Annotated in this window: 22 protein-coding genes, 1 rRNA gene and 2 other annotated features; all 23 genes read right to left on the bottom strand. The window is 42.0% G+C overall.

Annotated elements, in window-relative coordinates; genetic code table 11:
• Entirely contained in the window at positions 1–501 is a 501-nt protein-coding gene (rplJ, locus tag JOC74_RS22305; RefSeq protein WP_053605161.1) for a 50S ribosomal protein L10, read from the bottom strand.
• 69 nt (positions 502–570) lie between these two features.
• Positions 571–713 (bottom strand) — a sequence feature (ribosomal protein L10 leader region).
• Between the two features lie 48 nt (positions 714–761).
• Entirely contained in the window at positions 762–1460 is a 699-nt protein-coding gene (rplA, locus tag JOC74_RS22300; protein ID WP_053605160.1) for a 50S ribosomal protein L1, read from the bottom strand.
• A gap of 76 nt (positions 1461–1536) precedes the next feature.
• Positions 1537–1962, bottom strand: a complete 426-nt coding sequence (rplK, locus tag JOC74_RS22295; RefSeq protein WP_053605159.1) for a 50S ribosomal protein L11 — start codon at positions 1960–1962, stop codon at positions 1537–1539.
• Positions 1963–2140: 178 nt separating this feature from the next.
• Entirely contained in the window at positions 2141–2674 is a 534-nt protein-coding gene (gene nusG, locus JOC74_RS22290; RefSeq protein WP_053605158.1) for a transcription termination/antitermination protein NusG, read from the bottom strand.
• A 157-nt stretch (positions 2675–2831) separates the two neighbouring features.
• Complete coding sequence (secE, locus tag JOC74_RS22285) at positions 2832–3005, bottom strand: preprotein translocase subunit SecE (protein ID WP_053605157.1); 174 nt, start codon at positions 3003–3005, stop codon at positions 2832–2834.
• Positions 3006–3040: 35 nt separating this feature from the next.
• Positions 3041–3190, bottom strand: coding sequence for a 50S ribosomal protein L33 (gene rpmG / locus JOC74_RS22280; protein ID WP_082364185.1), 150 nt, complete (start codon positions 3188–3190; stop codon positions 3041–3043).
• 104 nt (positions 3191–3294) lie between these two features.
• The gene (gene sigH, locus JOC74_RS22275; protein ID WP_053605156.1) at positions 3295–3951 is read right to left on the bottom strand and encodes an RNA polymerase sporulation sigma factor SigH; all 657 of its coding nucleotides are present in this window, start codon (positions 3949–3951) and stop codon (positions 3295–3297) included.
• A gap of 63 nt (positions 3952–4014) precedes the next feature.
• Positions 4015–4527 (bottom strand): ribosome-dependent mRNA decay endonuclease Rae1/YacP, encoded by a 513-nt coding sequence (gene rae1 / locus JOC74_RS22270; protein WP_053605155.1) that lies wholly within the window; start codon positions 4525–4527, stop codon positions 4015–4017.
• Positions 4528–4533: 6 nt separating this feature from the next.
• Entirely contained in the window at positions 4534–5283 is a 750-nt protein-coding gene (gene rlmB, locus JOC74_RS22265; protein WP_053605154.1) for a 23S rRNA (guanosine(2251)-2'-O)-methyltransferase RlmB, read from the bottom strand.
• A complete protein-coding gene (locus JOC74_RS22260) occupies positions 5280–5699 on the bottom strand; it encodes a Mini-ribonuclease 3 (protein WP_053605153.1) in 420 nt (139 codons plus the stop codon). The genes rlmB and JOC74_RS22260 overlap by 4 nt, the downstream gene beginning before the upstream one ends.
• A 4-nt stretch (positions 5700–5703) precedes the next feature.
• Entirely contained in the window at positions 5704–7104 is a 1401-nt protein-coding gene (gene cysS / locus JOC74_RS22255; RefSeq protein WP_053605152.1) for a cysteine--tRNA ligase, read from the bottom strand.
• Complete coding sequence (gene cysE, locus JOC74_RS22250) at positions 7101–7751, bottom strand: serine O-acetyltransferase (RefSeq protein WP_053605151.1); 651 nt, start codon at positions 7749–7751, stop codon at positions 7101–7103. The genes cysS and cysE overlap by 4 nt, the downstream gene beginning before the upstream one ends.
• A gap of 58 nt (positions 7752–7809) precedes the next feature.
• Positions 7810–8048: a binding site (T-box leader), on the bottom strand.
• A 1-nt stretch (position 8049) separates the two neighbouring features.
• Positions 8050–9501, bottom strand: coding sequence for a glutamate--tRNA ligase (gene gltX, locus JOC74_RS22245; protein WP_053605150.1), 1452 nt, complete (start codon positions 9499–9501; stop codon positions 8050–8052).
• Between the two features lie 71 nt (positions 9502–9572).
• Entirely contained in the window at positions 9573–10049 is a 477-nt protein-coding gene (gene ispF / locus JOC74_RS22240; protein ID WP_053605149.1) for a 2-C-methyl-D-erythritol 2,4-cyclodiphosphate synthase, read from the bottom strand.
• Entirely contained in the window at positions 10042–10737 is a 696-nt protein-coding gene (gene ispD / locus JOC74_RS22235; protein ID WP_053605148.1) for a 2-C-methyl-D-erythritol 4-phosphate cytidylyltransferase, read from the bottom strand. Before ispD ends, ispF begins: the two co-directional genes overlap by 8 nt.
• An 11-nt stretch (positions 10738–10748) precedes the next feature.
• Positions 10749–11846: a PIN/TRAM domain-containing protein gene (locus JOC74_RS22230; protein WP_053605147.1), complete on the bottom strand. Its 1098-nt coding sequence runs from the start codon at positions 11844–11846 to the stop codon at positions 10749–10751.
• Between the two features lie 101 nt (positions 11847–11947).
• Complete coding sequence (gene disA, locus JOC74_RS22225) at positions 11948–13018, bottom strand: DNA integrity scanning diadenylate cyclase DisA (RefSeq protein ID WP_053605146.1); 1071 nt, start codon at positions 13016–13018, stop codon at positions 11948–11950.
• Between the two features lie 3 nt (positions 13019–13021).
• Entirely contained in the window at positions 13022–14407 is a 1386-nt protein-coding gene (gene radA / locus JOC74_RS22220) for a DNA repair protein RadA (protein WP_053605145.1), read from the bottom strand.
• 92 nt (positions 14408–14499) lie between these two features.
• Positions 14500–16932, bottom strand: coding sequence for an ATP-dependent protease ATP-binding subunit ClpC (clpC, locus tag JOC74_RS22215; RefSeq protein ID WP_053605144.1), 2433 nt, complete (start codon positions 16930–16932; stop codon positions 14500–14502).
• A complete protein-coding gene (mcsB, locus tag JOC74_RS22210; protein ID WP_053605143.1) occupies positions 16929–18020 on the bottom strand; it encodes a protein-arginine kinase McsB in 1092 nt (363 codons plus the stop codon). Before mcsB ends, clpC begins: the two co-directional genes overlap by 4 nt.
• Positions 18021–18025: 5 nt before the next feature.
• Positions 18026–18568: a protein-arginine kinase activator protein McsA gene (mcsA, locus tag JOC74_RS22205; protein WP_053605142.1), complete on the bottom strand. Its 543-nt coding sequence runs from the start codon at positions 18566–18568 to the stop codon at positions 18026–18028.
• Positions 18569–18583: 15 nt separating this feature from the next.
• Complete coding sequence (locus JOC74_RS22200; protein WP_053605141.1) at positions 18584–19048, bottom strand: CtsR family transcriptional regulator; 465 nt, start codon at positions 19046–19048, stop codon at positions 18584–18586.
• 603 nt (positions 19049–19651) lie between these two features.
• Positions 19652–19746: ribosomal RNA gene (gene rrf, locus JOC74_RS22195) — 5S ribosomal RNA — on the bottom strand; the annotation flags it as partial.

Genomic DNA, 19746 nt, shown 5'->3' with positions numbered 1-19746 from the left:
TTAAGCACCTTGTTCTTCTTTCTGTTCTGCAACAGCCTTAGTTGCAAGAGCAAAATTGCGGACTGGAGCTTGAAGAACGCTAAGCAACATAGAAAGAAGCCCTTCGCGTGATGGAAGTTCAGCTAGTGCTTTCACATCTTCCACTGTCGCAACTTGTCCTTCTATAACGCCAGCTTTGATTTCCAACGCGTCGTTTTCCTTCGCAAAATTGTTGATCACCTTTGCAGGGGCAATTACGTCTTCTGCGCTGAAAGCAATCGCGTTTGGACCAGTCAATACTTCGCTAAGTCCGTTAAGTTCAGCCTGTTCAACTGCACGGCGAGTCATTGTGTTTTTGTACACTTTGAACTCAACGCCTGCTTCACGAAGCTGTTTACGAAGCTCAGTTACTTGCGCTACATTTAGCCCGCGGTAATCAACAACTACCGTTGACTTGCTTTCACGCAATTTCGTTGCAATTTCATCAACGATTACTTTTTTTGTTTCAATTACGCTGCTCATTGTTACACCTCCTGTGCTTTTTGTGCAACACTTATACCGATCTGGTGATCACTTTCTTTACTAAAATCGGATTTCATATAAAAAGCCTCCATAGGCATGGAGGCTGTATATACAATTATACGATGTACGTAAAAACTGTGAGATATACACCTCGGCAGGAAATTAAGCGCGGGATTGGCACCTGCTGTCTACGGTATAAATGAATATTCTATTTTACAACGACTTGAATTATATCAAATCTGCAGATCATAAGTCAATACTTATTTTACAGAGAAGGATGACGGATCAACTTTTACGCCAGGTCCCATTGTAGAAGTAACGGCGACGTTTTTCATGTAGATCCCTTTAGCTGCAGCTGGTTTTGCTTTTAGCAGCGTGTCATACAATGTTGTGAAATTTTCTGCAAGTTTTGCTTCATCGAAAGATACTTTTCCAATCGGCGCGTGTACGTTACCTTGTCTGTCAACACGGTATTCCACTTTACCTGCTTTAATTTCTTTTACTGCTTTTTCAACTTCAAATGTAACAGTTCCTGTTTTAGGGTTAGGCATTAAACCTTTTGGTCCAAGCACACGGCCAAGTTTACCAACTTCACCCATCATGTCAGGAGTTGCAACGATAACATCGAATTCGAACCAGCCTTGTTGAATTTTGTTAACAAATTCAGCGTCTCCAACGTAATCTGCACCAGCAGCTTCAGCTTCTTTCGCTTTTTCTCCTTTAGCGAAAACTAGAACGCGCTGAGTTTTACCTGTACCGTTTGGCAAAACAACTGCTCCGCGGATTTGCTGGTCATTCTTCCGAGGGTCAACTCCCAGACGAAATGCCACTTCAACTGTTGCATCGAACTTCGCTGTATTTGTTTTTTTCACAAGCTCAACCGCTTCGTTCACACCATATGCTTTTGTACGGTCAACAAGCTTGCTAGCTTCTGTGTATTTCTTACCTTTTTTAGCCATTTTTATTTCCTCCTTAGTGGTATTAGCGGAATAACCTCCCACGAATAAGGGTTGCGAAATTCGCAACCCAGAAAAATTAGTCTTCGATCACAATACCCATGCTGCGGGCGGTACCTTCAACCATACGCATTGCCGCTTCAACATCTGCCGCATTCAAATCAGGCATTTTTGTTTCTGCGATTTCACGTACTTTGTCGCGATTCAATGTAGCGACTTTATTACGGTTCGGTTCACCTGAACCAGACTCAATTCCAGCCGCTTTTTTCAACAATACAGCTGCTGGTGGAGTTTTCGTAATAAATGTAAATGAACGGTCTTCAAAAACCGAAATTTCAACTGGAATAATTAAGCCAGCTTGGTCAGCTGTACGAGCGTTAAACTCCTTACAGAATCCCATGATGTTTACACCTGCTTGACCCAATGCTGGTCCTACTGGCGGAGCTGGATTTGCTTTTCCGGCAGGAATTTGCAATTTTACAATTTTAACTACTTTTTTAGCCACGAGACACACCTCCTTAAGTCCGTGATGTGGTCATAGGGTCTCAGTATTGCACCCTCCCACTCAACTGTTCATTCTTTATATGAATGAGAAAATAGTAACTATAGATTGTCTTTGTCCCCAAGACATACTGACCTAAACATGTTACCACTTTTCATTTGCTATTTCAAGCCAATTTCAATTACAATTTATCAATTTGGGAGAATTCCAATTCAACGGGTGTTTCTCTTCCAAACATATTCACGTAAACTTTCACTTTATGTTTATCATGATCAATTTCTTCAATGCTACCTGTGAAATTGGCAAATGGTCCGTCAATGACTTTCACTGTTTCTTTCAGCTCAAAATCGACTTCCACTTTCCGTTCTTCAAGTCCCATTCTTTTTAGAATTCTATCCGCTTCTCCCGGAAGCAAAGCCGTTGGTTTTGACCCTGATCCTGCAGATCCGACGAAACCTGTTACTCCGGGCGTATTCCGAACGACGTACCATGAATCGTCCGTCATTAAAATCTCTACCAAAACATATCCGGGGAACACTTTCTTTTTCACTACTTTTTTCTTGCCGTTTTTATAATCGGTTTCTTCATCTTCCGGAACAACGACACGGAAAATCTTATCCTGCATTCCCATCGATTCAACGCGCTTTTCAAGGTTAGCTTTCACTTTGTTCTCATACCCTGAGTACGTGTGCACAACATACCAATTCTTTTCCATTTCATCAGGACTGTTCGTCCTTCCCTCCCCTTGATTTCAATATATTTATTCTTGCTTCATCTCGATTCTCACAATCATTTTGAAACAATGAAAAAACCCGCTCAAACGGGTTTTGGGCAGTCATATTAAATTCTATTATAGCACGAGTTGCGTAAAATTATTCAACTATTAAACGAATTAGCTGAGAAATTCCCAAATCTAAAACAGCAAAAAAGATAGTAAAGAAGATGACAGTTGCAATAACAATAATGGTGTAACGAGTTAGCTCATTGCCTTTAGGCCAGCTAACCTTCTTCATTTCTTTCCCTACACTTTTAAAAAATTTAATCATTACGAGACCTCCACAGAATAAAAAACAAGCCCGAATTACTTTGTTTCTAAATGACTAGTATGTGAATTGCAAGTTTTGCAAAATTTTTTAACTTCAAGGCGCTCTGCAGTATTTGTGGAGCTTTTCTTCGTGGTATAATTTCTGTTTCCGCACAAGCTGCAAGCTAACGTTATTTGTTTTCTCATGTTTACACCTTTTTTTCATCTTTCATTTCTCAAGTAAGATACCATAATCTAAAAAAATTTGTCAACAGGCGTCTAAACGGCACAAAAATTGAAAGCATTGTCATCTATAGGCTGATTTCACGCAGCTCAAGATATTTTTCAAGTTTTCTTTTGACCCGTTGAAGTGCATTGTCAATCGATTTCACGTGACGATTTAAATCTTCAGATATTTCCTGATAGGATCTGCCGTCAAGGTACAGCGCTAAAACCTTTCTTTCGAGATCACTGAGGAGCTCTTCCATTTTCAGTTCAATATCGTGAAACTCTTCTTGATTAATAATCAATTCTTCAGGGTTGAGTTCCTTCGTTCCGGAAATGACATCTAATAATGTCCGATCCGATTCTTCGTCGTAAATCGGCTTGTCCAAAGAAATATAAGAATTTAAGGGAATATGCTTCTGGCGAGTAGCAGTTTTAATAGCGGTAATAATTTGGCGGGTAATGCATAGCTCTGCAAATGCTTTAAAGGATGAAAGCTTGTCTTCTTTGAAATCACGGATGGATTTATAAAGGCCAATCATTCCTTCTTGCACAATATCCTCCCTGTCGGCTCCTATCAAAAAATAGGATCTGGCCTTCGCTCTTACAAAATTGCGATACTTCGTAATGAGGTAATCAAGCGCATCACTGTTTCCTGCATGAACCTGTTCAACAATCTGCTCATCTTCTAAAACGGTAAATTGCTCTTTGTTGAGTTTCTGCTGGTTGTTTTGTAAGTTCACTCCTATCCCCCCGACCGCACGTAGATAGAAATATTATACAGTAGCAGACAAAACAGCGTCAACCTAATCAAGGTCTCCCCGCCTCCATTTTTCAAACGTTTTCATAACGTCCTCGGATAAACGGATTTTCCCTGAAGGTTTTTCCGATGTGATCTGCTTGACCTGTTTGCCAATTTTCTTTTCAATCGCTTCAATTTCTCTCAGCAGTTCCCTGGCGGATTTTCTTAAAGCTCCCTGCCCGAATATCGCCCATTGCTCAGTGTAATCGGATGTAGCCACGTGAATTTGGGTCCTGACGTTATTAAGGACCGAGGCCAGCTTCTCAATCCGTTCATCCGCAGTTTCGTTTTCTTTGGTAAAAATGATTTCTACTTTATGTTTCATGCGCTTCTTTTCAATGCCTTTTACATGATGGGCGTCAAATACGATAACCACTCGGTAGCCCGTGTAAGATTGGTATTCTGCCATTTTTTCAATAAGCACATCTCTGGCTTGTTCGAAATGGTTTTTTTTCAAATCTTTTAGTTGAGGCCAGGCTCCAATCATGTTGTACCCATCTACCAGCAGGATATCCATTTTATTTTATTCCCCTAATGGCTGACGTTTCCGAAGTACTTCATACATGAGAAGCGCAGCAGCAACAGATGCATTCAAAGAACTGACATGTCCGGCCATTGGCAGGCGGACGAGGAAATCGCACTTTTCTTTGATTAAACGCCCCATTCCCTTTCCTTCGCTCCCGATTACGAGTGCTAACGGCATATTCCCATCCATTTGGCGGTAGTCGTCTAATCCTGCGGCATCTGTGCCAACGATCCATACTCCGCTGTCCTTTAATTCATCAATCGTACGTGAAAGATTGGTCACCCTGGCTACCGGTACATGCTCAATAGCGCCTGTAGATGCTTTTGCCACCGTTGTGGTTAAGCCGACAGACCGGCGCTTCGGTATAATAATTCCGTGCGCTCCAGCTGCATCTGCAGTCCGCATAATTGATCCCAAATTATGAGGGTCTTCTATTTCATCCAATACGAGAAAAAACGGCTGTTCATTTTTTTCCGCAGCTTTTCGAAAAAGATCGTCAACATTTGCATAATCGTAAGCCGCCACTTGGGCAATAACTCCTTGATGATTGCCGGAAACCATCTGATCCAGTTTTTTTCTCGGGACATACTGGATAGTGATTCCTTGATCTTTTGCCAGGTCAATCACCTGCTGCGCTTGTCCTTTTCCTGTATTCTCCGCCATCCAGAGCTTGTATAGCGTCCGATTGGATTTTAACGTTTCAATGACTGCATTTTTACCAATCACATAATCATGCTGGGTGCTCATTGTGATTCCCCTCCCGTCGTTTTTATTCTTAGCGCCGCACCCACCAGTTCGTTCAGCCGGCTTTCTTTTTTTCCAAGAAACAAATATCCTATGACGGCTTCAAAAGCAGTGCTGTATCTGTAGGTTTGGACATCGGTGTTTTTCGGAATCGTACCGGATTTGGCATTCCTTCCTCTTCTGATTACTGCTTCTTCTTCTTCGGTAAAAAAGGATTGCTCCTGAAGATTGAACAGGATCCTTGCCTGGGATTTTGCCGACACGAGCTGACTGGAGCGTTTATGAAGCTCGTTTGGCTTGACGATTCCCAGCTTAAGCAGGTGATGCCTGACGTAAATTTCAAACACGGCATCACCTATATAAGCAAGCGCCAAACCATTTAACTGCTTGAAATCCTTTATTTCTTCCAATTCAAGCATATTCTTAATCTCCCCGTTTCCATCTGGTTCCCTGAGGAGTATCTTCTAAAATGATATTTAACTCTTTTAAGTGGTCACGAATCTCATCAGAAGTTTGAAAATCCCTGTTTTTACGGGCTTCAATTCTTTTTTGGATTAATTTTTCAATCTCTTCATCAACAATTTCATTCTCTTTCAGAGAAAAACCCAGGACGTTAGATTGCTCATCGAAAAGACGAATCATATGATCAATAACCTCTGTGCTCGTATGTTTTTCGTTTAAATAAAGATTGGCTTGTTTCGCAAGCTCAAACAGCACGGATATAGCATTTGCCGTATTGAAATCATCGTCCATCGCTTCTTCAAATTCCGCTCTCAACTGATTTGCGATTTCTATCCAGTGTTCATTGTCTGAAGTTAGGTTTGTGCTGCTGTTCTTTCTGTGCTGCAAATTTGCGTAAGAGGTTTTCAATCTTACAAAAGCATTTTTTGTGCTTTCCAACAAGTCAAGCGAGTAGTTAATCGGATGTCTGTAATGAACCGACAACATGAAAAATCGCAAAATTTGCGGATCGTGCTCTTTAATAATGTCATGAACAAGAATGAAATTCCCCAATGATTTGGACATTTTTTCATTGTCTATATTAATATATCCGTTGTGAAGCCAATAGTTAGCAAACTGCTTTCCTGTCATCGCTTCAGATTGGGCAATCTCATTTTCGTGATGCGGAAAGGTTAAGTCTTGGCCGCCGGCATGAATGTCAATGGTATCCCCTAAATATTTTCTCGCCATGGCCGAGCATTCAATATGCCAGCCGGGACGCCCTTCTCCCCATGGGCTCTCCCATGAGATTTCGCCTTCTTTCGCAGCTTTCCAGAGCACAAAATCAAGCGCGTCTTCTTTTTTATCGCCAACCTTAATTCTCGCTCCGGATCTCAGCTCGTCGATCGATTGATGTGAGAGCTTCCCGTATCCATCGAATGATCTCGTTTTGTAATATACGTCTCCGTTAGCTTCATACGCATATCCTTTATCAACCAACGCTTGGATGAAATCGATAATATTATCCATGTTTTCCGTGACGCGAGGATGCACATTTGCTTTTTTGCAGCCAAGCGCTTCTACATCGTCAAAATACGCCTTAATAAACCGCTCTGCAATCGCCGGAACGTCTTCACCTAAAGTATTCGCAGCCTTGATGAGCTTATCGTCCACATCTGTAAAATTTGAAACGAAATGAACATCATACCCTTTGTACTCCAAATACTTTCTGATAGTATCGTACACAATCGCAGGGCGCGCATTTCCTATATGAATATAATTATAAACAGTCGGACCGCAAACATACATTTTGACCTTGCCCTCTTCAAGGGGAACAAACTTTTCTTTTTGCCTGGATAACGTGTTATACAAATAGATTGTCATTTTCCTTCTTCCCTTTCTATTCGGCGAAGTTCTTCCTTCAATTCCTGAATTTGCTTTTCCAGCTCACGGAACTTGTCTGCTACAGGATCTCCTATATCTTGATGATTTAAATCCTTATCGACTTTTTTTCCGTTTCTCCTGACAACTCGGCCCGGAATGCCTACTACAGTTGAACAATCTGGTACATCGTGCAATACAACAGAGCCTGCACCGATTTTAGAACCCTTGCCGATCGTTATTGATCCTAGCACCTTTGCTCCAGTAGCGATGAGGGTGTCATCTTGGATAGTGGGATGCCTTTTTCCTTTTTCTTTTCCAGTGCCTCCAAGAGTCACACCTTGAAAAACCGTTACATTGTTCCCGATTTCACAAGTTTCTCCGATGACGACACCCATACCATGATCGATAAAAAACTTTCGCCCGATTTTCGCTCCGGGATGAATTTCAACCCCGGTAAAAAATCGGCTGAGTTGAGAAATAACGCGGGCAATAAAAAACATTCTTCGTTTAAAAAAGCCATGAGCGATCCTGTGGGCCCAAATCGCATGCAATCCTGAATAAGTCAAAATCACTTCAATACGGCTTCTGGCTGCTGGATCTTGTTCGAATATGACATCAATATCTTCTTTGAGAAGCTTTAAAAACACTTTGTTCCCCCATTCTCCCTTATCAAGCTCTTATCAATAGAAAAACGCCTCTGTCAATGACAGAGACGTTTATTACGCGGTTCCACTCTGTTTAGAAAGCAGCCGCACTGCTGCCTTCCCAACTCTCATCCTGTTAACGGTGGATCAGCCGCCTCTGAATACTTGAGTTTAACAATGGACTTTCTTCAAAGAACTTAAGGGTGCATTCCAAAGCTGGGCGCCTTGAGCCTCTTTCAGCCGGGGAAGCTCTCTCTGCAAAGGTCCTGGTTTTGTACTTTTCCCTCTCAACGCTTTTCGATTATATGTTGCTTATGCGATGCAGCACAGTATCTATGCCCAACAGCTCTATCGCTTGAGGCAATTCCGGACCATGGGTTTGACCCGTCGTTGCTACGCGGATCGGCATAAATAATTTTTTCCCTTTATGTCCGGTTTCTTTTTGTACTGCTTTGATTGCTGACTTAATATGATCGGCAGTGAATTCATCTAGCTGCTTCAGCTTTTCTGAAAACACATTCATAACCTCGGGAACTTGCTCTTCTTCCAATACTGTTCTCGCATCAAGATTATACTCGATTTCTTTCTTGAAAAACAACTCTGTTAACTCAACAATTTCAGCTCCGAAGCTCAATTGCTCTTGATATAGTGAGATGAGTTTTTTCACCCATTCAAGTTCACCCTCATCAGGGGCTTCAGAAACCTTGCCCGCTTTTTTCAGATGCGGAAGAGTGAGCTCAACCAACTGATCGAGGTCAAGCTTTTTCAAATACTGATTATTAACCCATTTTAATTTATGCGCATCGAAGACTGCAGGTGATTTTGACAAACGGGAAGCATCAAATATTTCAATCAGCTGCTCCTTAGTAAACAGTTCTTCTTCCCCAACAGGAGACCAGCCAAGCAAACTAATGAAATTAAAGAGCGCTTCAGGAAGATAGCCCAATTCTTCGTATTGTTCGATAAACTGAATAATGGACTCGTCACGCTTGCTTAACTTTTTGCGGTCTTGATTGACAATTAACGTCATATGGCCAAACGTTGGGACATCCCAATTAAACGCTTGATAGATCATGATCTGCTTTGGTGTGTTGGAGATGTGGTCTTCTCCCCTTAACACATGGGAAATCTTCATCAAGTGGTCATCAACCGCCACAGCAAAATTATAGGTTGGCGTGCCGTCTTTTTTTACAATGACAAAATCGCCGATGCCATCTGTCTCAAATGAAATATCTTTTTTCACTATATCATCAAAACGAATGACCTCGCCCTTTGGAACCCTGAAGCGGATGCTCGGTTTTCTGCCTTCCGCTTCAAACTGCTGCTGTTCTTCAGGTGTCAGATTCGCATGCTTTCCTGAATAACGGGGCATTTCGCCGCGGGCAATTTGTTCTTCGCGCTCTTTTTCAAGCTCTTCTTCTGTACAGTAGCATTTATAAGCCAAATTTCTATTTAAAAGCTCTTCGTAATATTCTTTGTAAATGTCATTTCTTTCAGACTGGCGGTACGGACCGTATGATCCGCCGATATCTATACTCTCATCCCAATCGATTCCCAGCCATTTCAAATAATTCAGCTGGCTTTCTTCTCCGCCTGCGATATTTCGCTTTTGATCTGTATCTTCAATGCGAATGATAAATTTTCCGCCTTGACTGCGTGCAAATAAATAATTAAATAATGCCGTTCTCGCATTTCCGATATGTAAATGTCCTGTCGGGCTTGGAGCATATCGGACTCTTACTTCGCTTCCCATTTGTCGACTTCCTTTCGTTCCATCTTGTTTTAGTTTACCACCAAACGACAGTCTCTTCAAAATGGCAAGGATTATCCTTTTTGCAAAAGAATGACTGCCTGAGAAGCAATCCCTTCTTCTCTTCCGGTAAATCCAAGCTTTTCCGTTGTCGTTGCTTTTACGTTCACCTGCTCTAGATCCGCTTCCAGCGCTTCGGCAATACGTTCTTTGATTGCCGGAATATATGGTGCCATCTTCGGTTTTTGCGCAATAATAGTGCAATCAAGATTTCCCAGAATATAACCCTTTTCTTTTACAATAGCCCATACGTGTTGTAAAAGCTTGAAAGAATCTGCGTCTTTAAAATCCGGATCTGTGTCGGGGAAGTGCCTGCCGATATCTCCTTCCCCTACAGCGCCGAGACATGCATCAGCAATCGTATGCAAGAGCACATCAGCATCGGAGTGCCCAAGAAGCCCTTTTTCATAAGGAATCGTGACTCCTCCGATAATCAAAGGCCGATTTTCCACCATCTGATGAACATCAAAACCTTGTCCAATTTTAAACATTTACATTCCCGCCTTCAGCTTCGATTATTGCTTTAGCTACCAGTAAATCATCTGGTGTAGTCAATTTAATATTAGTATAGCTTCCTTCTATGACGGAAACCTTTATTCCGATCTTTTCTGCCAGGCTTGCATCATCTGTTGCGATCCAGCCTTCTTTTTCTGCACGGCGGTGGGCTTCCTTAATGAGGGAAAGACGAAAAGCCTGCGGGGTTTGCACCGCCCACAAGCTTGCTCGATCGATTGTCTCTATCACCGTATGGTCTTTTACCCGTTTTATCGTATCCTTTACAGGAACAGCAACGACCGCAGCTCCTGAGCCGGCTGCCTCTTTGATCAGGCGATTGATTTGAGTATGGGTAATAAAAGGTCTTGCCCCGTCATGAATGAGTACCATGTCGATATGATTAACGGCTTTTAACCCTTCATATACACTTTGCTGCCGTTCAGTACCGCCATCAACCATATGAATGGGGGTGGAAAATAATTCTTTATCCAAAACCTCCCGAAACAATGGACGATCCTCTTTGCTGACGGCAAGAATGATTTGCCGGCAATTCGGATGTTCGTCAAACACTCTCAACGTGTGTGCAATGACCGGACTGCCCATGATATCGATAAACTGCTTGTTCCGGCCGGCTTTCATTCGTTTTCCTTGCCCTGCAGCAGGTACTACTACGACAAAATCCATTTTTTTCTCCCTTATAATGCCTTCTCCAAAAGCTTGGGCTTCGCAAATATCATGCGGCCCGCAGCCGTTTGCAATACACTGGTAACGAGCACATCAATATGCTTGCCAATGTAATTGCGTCCTTCTTCGACAACAATCATCGTGCCGTCATCCAGATAAGCGATTCCCTGATTGTGTTCTTTCCCGTCTTTAATGACTTGAACCTTCATTTCTTCTCCTGGCAATACAACCGGTTTCACTGCATTAGCCAAGTCATTAATATTCAAAACGGCTACTTTTTGAAGCTCGCATACTTTATTTAAATTAAAATCATTTGTCACAACCACACCGGACGTTAACTTCGCAAGTTTCACAAGCTTGCTGTCCACTTCATGGACATCTTCAAAATCTCCTTCATAGATCTCGACTTTAATGTCCAGTTCTTTTTGAATTCGATTCAGAATATCAAGCCCTCTGCGTCCTCTGTTTCGTTTCAACACATCTGAAGAATCAGCAATATGCTGAAGCTCTTCCAAAACAAACTGAGGAATAACGATAACGCCTTCGAGAAACCCGGTTTGGCAAATATCCGCAATTCTCCCATCAATAATAACACTTGTGTCTAAAATTTTCAGCCTTTTATTTTTTTCCTCAGCTTCCTCTTCATTCAGTAATTTCTTTTTCCCTGATTTGGGAAGCGTAAAAAGATTTGTAAGCTCCTCTTTTTTTCTAAACCCTACTCGGAAGCCCAAATATCCTAAGAAAAAAGCCAGGAAAATTGGAATAATAATACTGAATATCTGGTATGGAATGTAGCGCAGCGGGATAACGTTTACAATAAGATAAGCAATTATGAGTCCAAATACTAAACCTAGTCCGCCAGATAATAAATCCGAAACATGGGCTTTTAAAAGGGATTCCTCAATCCACTTCATCCAATTGACGATATAATCCAAACACCATACACTGATTAGGAAAAATAGAATTGCACCTATAACTGCTGATGAATAAACATTTGTTATTAAAGGTATGTCCTGAATGTTGATTAAATTAAATATTCCTGGAATAAGGAAAATACCGACAACGCCACCAAGAATAATAAAAAACGCTTGAATGATTCTCTTTAACATACCTTCACCTCCTTTAAATTGTAGCCATTTTGTAATAGCAAAAGTACAACTATTATACCCATGTACTTGGCCTTCTAATCTGACAAAAGGAAACTTTTTCGTTATAACTGACGATCAATATAATATTTCTCTTGCAGACGCTTTAAGCCTTTGCTGATCTTTCTTGCCCTGACTTCTCCAATTCCTTCCACTTCATCAAGATCTTCCACATCCGCTTCTAAGATCCGCTGTAAATCGCCAAATTCATCAACTGTATTTTCAATAATCAACATTGGCAGCCGCGGAATTTTATGAAGGAGCCTATACCCTCTCGGCGAAATAAAAGCTTCTAAATTCATTGAGGACGTGTACCCCAGCAATTTATATAAAACCGTATCATCCAACAGCTCGATGCTTGACATATCTTGAAGCTGCTTTAAAAGAACGTACGGATCATCAATAACTTCCTTGGAATAATCCTTTAAGAAGAGTGCTGCTTCCTGCTCCATATCCGTAATTAGTTCTCCTACTTGAAGTTTAATCAAATTCCCCTCTGTTCCCAGCTCACTAATGTACATATTAATCTCATTTTTGATTCTAAGCACCATTTCATAGTGATGCAGCACAGAAAGTATATCTTTGAACGTGACCAGCTCTTCAAACTCAAGAGCGCTGAGATTGGCAATTGCTTTATCAAGTATCGATTTATATTTTTCAAGCGTTTGTATCGCTTGATTGGCTTTAGTCAAAATAAATCCAATATCCTTTAATGTATACCTTAAGTTTCCGTGGTAAAGAGTAATAACATTCCGCCTTTCGGAAATCGCTATGACAAGAGCGCCAGTTTGCTTTGCTACCCGCTCCGCCGTCCGATGCCTCATGCCGGTTTCCGAAGAAGAGATCGTCGCATCAGGCATGAGTTGGGTATTGGCATAAAGAATTTTCTGGCCTGAATCGCTTAATATGATCGCTCCATCCATCTTTGCCAGTTCATACAAATGAGCTGGAGAGAATGCGGAATTAATGTGAAATCCTCCATCTACTACTCCTTTGATTTTATCGTTATACCCTACGACAATCAGGCCTCCGGTATTCGCCCGCAGTACATTTTCAATACCCGTTCGCAAAGGCGTTCCTGGTGCGACAAACTGCAATATTTCTTGTAAATTTAGTTTTGGAGTTTTTTTATCCATCTATCATGTTCCCCCTAAAGATGTACGAAGTGCTTCTGATACGTTCCCCACACCGATGACATCCACACCAGCTGGCTTTGTCCAGCCTTCCATATTAGCCGAAGGTATAATCATTCGCTTAAAGCCAAGCTTGGCTGCCTCTTGCACGCGTTGTTCAATTCTGGACACCCTTCTCACCTCTCCTGTCAGTCCAACCTCTCCAATAAAGCAATCGGCAGGGCCCGGCGGCATGTCTCGAAAGCTGGAAGCGATACTGACAGCAACGGCTAAATCAATGGCGGGTTCATCCAGTTTTATTCCTCCTGCTACTTTTAAGTATGCATCTTGATTTTGAAGCAGAAGCCCGACTCTTTTTTCTAACACGGCCATGAGGAGAGACACTCGATTATGATCAATTCCCGTTGCCATTCTGCGCGGATTTCCAAAGCTGGTAGGAGAAATCAGCGCCTGAATTTCGACCAATACCGGCCTTGTTCCTTCCATTGAGGCGACGACACTGGATCCAGCCACGCCAGCTGACCGTTCCTCCAGAAAAATTTCTGATGGATTTAACACTTCTGTCAGTCCTTCTTCTCTCATTTCAAAAATGCCCATTTCATTGGTTGAACCGAAGCGATTTTTCACTGCACGTAATATTCGGAATGTGTGATGCCGTTCACCTTCAAAATAAAGAACCGTATCTACCATATGCTCTAGTAATCTTGGGCCGGCAATCGACCCTTCTTTCGTCACATGGCCGACAATAAAAATCGGGATGCCTTTCGTTTTTGCAATTCTCATCAATTCTGCTGTACACTCTCTTACCTGTGAAACACTTCCCGGCGCAGAAGTGATTTCGCTTTGATAGACAGTTTGTATAGAATCTACAACAACAAACGAAGGATTCATCTCTTCTATAGCAGACGTAATATAATCCAAATCGGTTTCAGATAAAACATGCAATAATGGGTTATTTATTCCGAGCCTGTCTGCGCGAAGCTTTGTTTGCCGGACAGATTCTTCTCCAGATATGTACAATACGCTTTGCTTTAAATCCGAGAGTTGATTTGAAACTTGAAGCAGAAGCGTGGATTTGCCAATACCCGGATCCCCTCCTATAAGAACGAGTGAACCTTTTACAATACCGTTTCCCAGCACTCGGTTAAATTCTCCTAAATTGGTTTGCAGACGGGGTTCTTCACTAGTTTCTATATTCGTAATCGGGGATGGTTTTTGAACTTTTTGGTTTGAATGGGCAAAAGCAGTTCTTCTTCCGGGAGACTCTTTTTTTATCTTTTCTTCCACCATCGTATTCCAAGCAGAGCACCCGGGGCATTTCCCCATCCATTTCGGCGATTCATAGCCGCAGGACTGGCATAGGAAGATCGTTTTTGATTTTGTTTTTGCCATCTTGAATTTTTCCTCTCTCTTGAAGGTTCAAATGCCTATAAGTAAGAAAGCGAGGCATACTTTCACACTGTATGCCTCTGTCTCTTTCTATATTAATTCGTACGTGCTTTTGTTTTTACGACAAACTCTCCATCTTGAACGTCCAAAACGATATGCTGCCCTTTATCGATTTGCCCTCTTAGGAGCTCTTCAGACAAGCGGTCCTCAACATGCCTTTGGATTGCTCTTCTAAGCGGCCTTGCGCCATACTCAAGATCTACGCCTTCTTCAGCCACTTTTTCAATTGCAGCCGGCGTTAATTCGATAGAAAGATCCTGTTCTTTCAGGCGGCTCGTAAGCTGTTCTGACATAAGAGTCACGATTTCTTTCAAATGCTTTTTCTCCAACGAATGGAAGACGATGATTTCATCAATCCGGTTGATGAACTCCGGACGGAATGCCCGTTTTAATTCTCCCATGACTTTGTCTTTCATATCTTTGTAGTCGCGGTTTTCATCCTGTACATTGAAACCAACGTATTTGTTGCGTTTTAGCTCGCTTGCTCCAACGTTTGACGTCATGATTAAGATGGTATTGCGAAAATCGACTGTACGTCCTTTTGAATCAGTCAGCCTTCCATCTTCAAGCACTTGGAGCAAGATATTAAATACATCAGGGTGAGCTTTTTCAATTTCGTCAAGAAGTACGACGGAATACGGTTTTCTTCTTACTTTTTCCGTAAGCTGTCCGCCTTCATCGTAGCCGACATATCCCGGAGGAGAGCCAACCAGACGTGAAGTCGAATGTTTTTCCATGTACTCTGACATATCAATGCGGATCATCGCTTCTTCATCGCCAAAAATTGATTCGGCAAGTGCTCTTGCAAGCTCCGTTTTTCCGACCCCTGTCGGCCCCAGGAAGATAAATGAACCGATCGGACGTTTAGGGTCCTTAAGGCCTGCCCTCGCCCGTCTAACGGCCTTTGCAACCGCCGTAACGGCCTCGTCCTGGCCAATAACGCGAGAGTGAAGAAGGTTTTCCATATTTAATAATTTATCGGTCTCTGTTTGCGCAATTTTTGATACAGGCACTCCTGTCCAACTTGCGACGACAAGGGCGATGTCCTCAACAGCGACTTCGGAATTTTCCTGGCCTTGTTTTTCTTTCCAATTTTTCTTCGTTTCTTCAACCTGTTCTCTCAGACGCTGTTCAGTGTCACGGAGAGAAGCGGCTTTCTCAAATTCCTGGCTTTGAACCGCTGCGTCTTTTTCTTTGCGAACCTCGTCAAGCTTTTGTTCAAGCTCCTTCAAGTTCGGAGGAGTCGTAAATGAACGCAGTCTTACTTTTGATCCTGCTTCATCAATTAAGTCGATCGCTTTATCTGGAAGGAAACGATCAGAAATATATCTGTCAGAAAGCTTAACCGCCGCTTCAATGGCATCATCAGTTATTGATACGCGATGGTGAGCTTCATAGCGGTCACGAAGGCCTCTTAAAATTAAGATGCTTTCTTCCACAGATGGCTCATCAACTTGGATTGGCTGGAAACGTCTTTCGAGCGCCGCATCCTTTTCAATATATTTACGATATTCATCCAGTGTAGTCGCTCCGATACATTGCAATTCACCACGTGCAAGAGACGGTTTTAAAATATTTGAGGCATCAATGGCACCTTCTGCTCCACCAGCACCGATTAACGTATGAAGCTCATCGATGAATAGAATGATGTTGCCCGCCTGGCGAATTTCATCCATGACTTTCTTTAAGCGGTCTTCAAATTCACCACGGTATTTAGTTCCGGCAACGACCGTTCCCATATCCAGTGTCATTACTCGTTTATCACGAAGGATTTCCGGAACTTCATTATTTATGATCTGCTGGGCTAACCCTTCAGCGATTGCGGTTTTACCTACCCCTGGCTCCCCTATTAACACAGGATTGTTTTTCGTTCTGCGGCTAAGCACTTCGATCACGCGCTGGATTTCTTTACTGCGGCCTATCACAGGATCCAGGCTGTCTTCTCTGGCGATTGCCGTCAAATCTCTGGCAAGGCTGTCGAGAGTAGGCGTATTTGCATTGCTGTTCGTTCCAGCTCCGCCAGTTCCGGTTTCATTACTGCCGAGCAGCTGAAGCACCTGCTGCCTTGCTTTATTTAAGCTGACACCAAGATTATTTAATACCCTGGCAGCCACGCCCTCGCCTTCCCTGATGAGGCCAAGCAAAATATGCTCAGTTCCAACATAGGAATGGCCAAGCTTTCTCGCCTCATCCATTGAAAGCTCGATCACCTTTTTTGCTCTCGGCGTATAATGGATCGTCTGCGAAATTTCTTGTCCGCGTCCGATTAATCCTTCTACTTCTTTTTGAATTTTTTCAGAGCCAAGCCCTAATGCCTGCAAGGCTTTTGCTGCAATACCTTCCCCTTCTCGTACAAGGCCGAGCAAGATATGTTCTGTTCCTATATTATTATGGCCAAGGCGAAGAGCTTCTTCCTGTGCAAGAGCTAAAACCTTTTGAGCACGTTCAGTAAATCGTCCAAACATCATATTGATTCATCCTCCTGTCGTTTCGGGCTTGCTTCGAGCTTCAGGCGTTCCCTGATTAACGCCGCCCTCCGAATATCTCTCTCGTCTGGTTTCAATGCACCTCCAGCATACTGCTGCAAGAAACCAGGCTGTGTTAAAATCATGAGTTCATTTAAAATACTGCTTGATATTCCATTTATTATACCTAAGTCTATACCTAATCTCACGTCGGAAAGGCATCTGGCTGTTTCTTTTGACTCGATCATCCTGCAGTTTGATAACACTCCATATGCCCGATAGACTCTGTCTTCCAATTGAATTTTTGAAGTCTGATAAAGAGCATTTCTTGCCGATCTCTCTTCTTCAATAAGTTGAGCAACCACACTCTTCAGATCTTCAACGATGTCTTCCTCGGATTTCCCTAAAGTAATTTGATTTGAAATTTGAAAGATATTACCTAAAGCTTCGCTGCCTTCTCCATAAATTCCTCTAACAACAAGCCCCAATTGGTTAATTGCAGGAATAATTCGATTGATTTGCCTAGTTAGAACAAGTGCAGGCAAATGCATCATGACTGAAGCCCTAAGCCCTGTCCCTACATTTGTAGGACAGCTGGTCAAGTATCCTCTTTGCTCAGAAAACGCATAGTCGACCTTTTCTTCTATCCAATCATCGACAAGGTTGGCTGCATTCAACGCATTTGCAAGCTGGAAGCCGGGGAATAGGCATTGGATTCGAATGTGATCCTCTTCATTCAGCATGACACTAACCTCTTCATTTTCAGAAAGGAGGCATCCGCCAAACGGAGACTCCGTTAAATGCGGGCTGATCAGATGCTTTTCCACGAGAACCCTTTTTTCTAACGGCTGGGCATCGTCCATTTTTACTAAGAGAAACCTGCCTATCTCTTGTAAATGCTGATCAGTAAACTGTTTTTCAAATAGGTCTAGAATGCGTTTTGCTTCCTCATTTGAAAATTGAGAAGGATATCGGGTGCTTTCAAGATTACGGGCAAGGCGCACCCGGCTGCTAAGCACAATGTCATTGTCTGGACCATTTTGGCTCATCCAATTGCTAAGGGCATTTTGAATAAAATGCTTTAACGACATTTGTTCTATTCCTCCTCCCTCTTCTCAGATAATTGTTGCTCAAGAAGACGAACACGGTCTCTAATCGTTGCGGCTTCCTCAAATTCCTCTTGTTGGATCGCATCGATTAACTCTTTTTTCAACGTTTCTAATTCTCTTCGTAAATGGAGGTTTCCACCGATTCGTTTAGGTATTTTACCGCTGTGAACTGTATTGCCGCCATGAACCTTACGGAGAATAGGGGTAATGTAGGAGTGGAATGTTTTATAGCATTCTGCACACCCAAAACGGCCGGTTTTTCTAAATTGCTGCATGGTCATGTGGCACTTATTGCAGTGAACTGAGTCAGGTTGATTAAATACTTGATTTGTGCTTGAAATGGCTGAATCGAAATTTAGAAGCCCCGACAACAAATTGTGAATGGTGAAGCCCCCGTTTCCATCCATAGCATATGACTCGCTGCTTTCCTTTGCACATTGTTCACAGATATGCATTTCCTTTTTCTCGCCATTAAGTACTTTAGTAAAATGAAAAGTGGCAGGTCTTTTTTTACATTCTTGACAAATCAATTGTTTCACCTGCTTTTATTTGAATTTTAATGAGGTGAGCATTGCTTTCATCATTCTGGCTCTCAATTCATCTCGTACAGGTAAATCTATATAGATTACCGAGCGATCCATTACACTCACCATCATTTTCGCTTCTCTTTCAGTTATGACACCATTTTCAACCAATCGAATAATAATGCCGTCAGAAGCCGCTTGGGAGAGATGGGAATTGATTTGAGAAATAATGGCATCAAGCAGTTCGATTTCATCACTTGCTTTAATTTTATAAATTCTGATGTATCCGCCGCCGCCTCTCTTACTCTCTACAATGTACCCTCTTTCACTCGTAAATCTTGTATTGATGACATAGTTGATCTGGGAAGGCACGCACTGAAACTTATCTGCAATTTCACTGCGCTTTATTTCCAACAGCTCTTTGCCGTTCGTATCTAACACTTGCTTCAGATACTTTTCAATAATGTCAGATATATTATTTCCCACTCAACCCCCTCCTTCATTGACTTTGACTATATTTGACTTTAATCTTACTATAAAATGTTTCACGAAATTTTTCAACTTTCTCGCTTGTTCTTTTATATTATTTCCACTTTTAATTTGTGTAAAACATTAAGTAAGGTCTATTATATTTTAGTTTCTTATTTTTAGATAAGTTTTTATAGAACGTTCCATAAGAAGTATTTAACCTAATGCATTGCTGATTTATTAGGTACTCCAATCCCAGATATTAAAGTCATTGTCCCCCATAGTTTCGTTGTTTTCTCAGGCTTGAACGGGGCAATATTTAATTTTGTACTTATTTATTTTGGAAATTAAAAAGCAGAGGAATTTTTTCAGTCCTTCTGAAAATGGGAAGGTCATCAGATTTATCAACTTAGGTTACCCAGACTTTGCAGCTCCGAAAGAACCTAAGAAAACAAGTATATGAAATCGATTTGCTGTTAGCTTGAGGGGGGAAGGGATTATATTTCTTGAAGCGTTAAAATATATCCGACCATTGTAGGAATATATCCGTCTTTGGCTAAAAAAAGCTTCCGAAAACAAAAAAAGACCAGCTTGGATAAGCTGATCCTTTTTCTATCATGTGCTTGGCGGCGTCCTACTCTCACAGGGGGAATCCCCCAACTACCATCGGCGCTGAAGAGCTTAACTTCCGTGTTCGGCATGGGAACGGGTGTGAC

This window comes from Bacillus capparidis (assembly GCF_017832095.1).
GTDB lineage: Bacteria > Bacillota > Bacilli > Bacillales > Bacillaceae > Bacillus > Bacillus gobiensis.
Note: the sequence above shows the minus strand (reverse complement) of the source record. Positions and strands in the feature narration are given on the sequence as shown.

Bases quoted from the DNA above. Each gene is read 5' to 3' on its own strand.
- rlmB (WP_053605154.1), bottom strand. From the start codon at position 5,283: ATGAGCACCCAGCATGATTATGTGATTGGTAAAAATGCAGTCATTGAA.
- rpmG (WP_082364185.1), bottom strand. From the start codon at position 3,190: ATGAGAAAACAAATAACGTTAGCTTGCAGCTTGTGCGGAAACAGAAAT.
- ispD (WP_053605148.1), bottom strand. From the start codon at position 10,737: ATGGATTTTGTCGTAGTAGTACCTGCTGCAGGGCAAGGAAAACGAATG.
- secE (WP_053605157.1), bottom strand. From the start codon at position 3,005: ATGATTAAATTTTTTAAAAGTGTAGGGAAAGAAATGAAGAAGGTTAGC.
- disA (WP_053605146.1), bottom strand. From the start codon at position 13,018: ATGGATAAAAAAACTCCAAAACTAAATTTACAAGAAATATTGCAGTTT.
- rplA (WP_053605160.1), bottom strand. From the start codon at position 1,460: ATGGCTAAAAAAGGTAAGAAATACACAGAAGCTAGCAAGCTTGTTGAC.
- mcsB (WP_053605143.1), bottom strand. From the start codon at position 18,020: ATGTCGTTAAAGCATTTTATTCAAAATGCCCTTAGCAATTGGATGAGC.
- nusG (WP_053605158.1), bottom strand. From the start codon at position 2,674: ATGGAAAAGAATTGGTATGTTGTGCACACGTACTCAGGGTATGAGAAC.
- JOC74_RS22260 (WP_053605153.1), bottom strand. From the start codon at position 5,699: ATGCTTGAATTGGAAGAAATAAAGGATTTCAAGCAGTTAAATGGTTTG.
- rplJ (WP_053605161.1), bottom strand. From the start codon at position 501: ATGAGCAGCGTAATTGAAACAAAAAAAGTAATCGTTGATGAAATTGCA.
- radA (WP_053605145.1), bottom strand. From the start codon at position 14,407: ATGGCAAAAACAAAATCAAAAACGATCTTCCTATGCCAGTCCTGCGGC.
- cysS (WP_053605152.1), bottom strand. From the start codon at position 7,104: ATGACAATCTATTTGTATAACACGTTATCCAGGCAAAAAGAAAAGTTT.
- clpC (WP_053605144.1), bottom strand. From the start codon at position 16,932: ATGATGTTTGGACGATTTACTGAACGTGCTCAAAAGGTTTTAGCTCTT.
- ispF (WP_053605149.1), bottom strand. From the start codon at position 10,049: ATGTTTAAAATTGGACAAGGTTTTGATGTTCATCAGATGGTGGAAAAT.
- gltX (WP_053605150.1), bottom strand. From the start codon at position 9,501: ATGGGAAGCGAAGTAAGAGTCCGATATGCTCCAAGCCCGACAGGACAT.
- rae1 (WP_053605155.1), bottom strand. From the start codon at position 4,527: ATGGATATCCTGCTGGTAGATGGGTACAACATGATTGGAGCCTGGCCT.
- JOC74_RS22230 (WP_053605147.1), bottom strand. From the start codon at position 11,846: ATGTTAAAGAGAATCATTCAAGCGTTTTTTATTATTCTTGGTGGCGTT.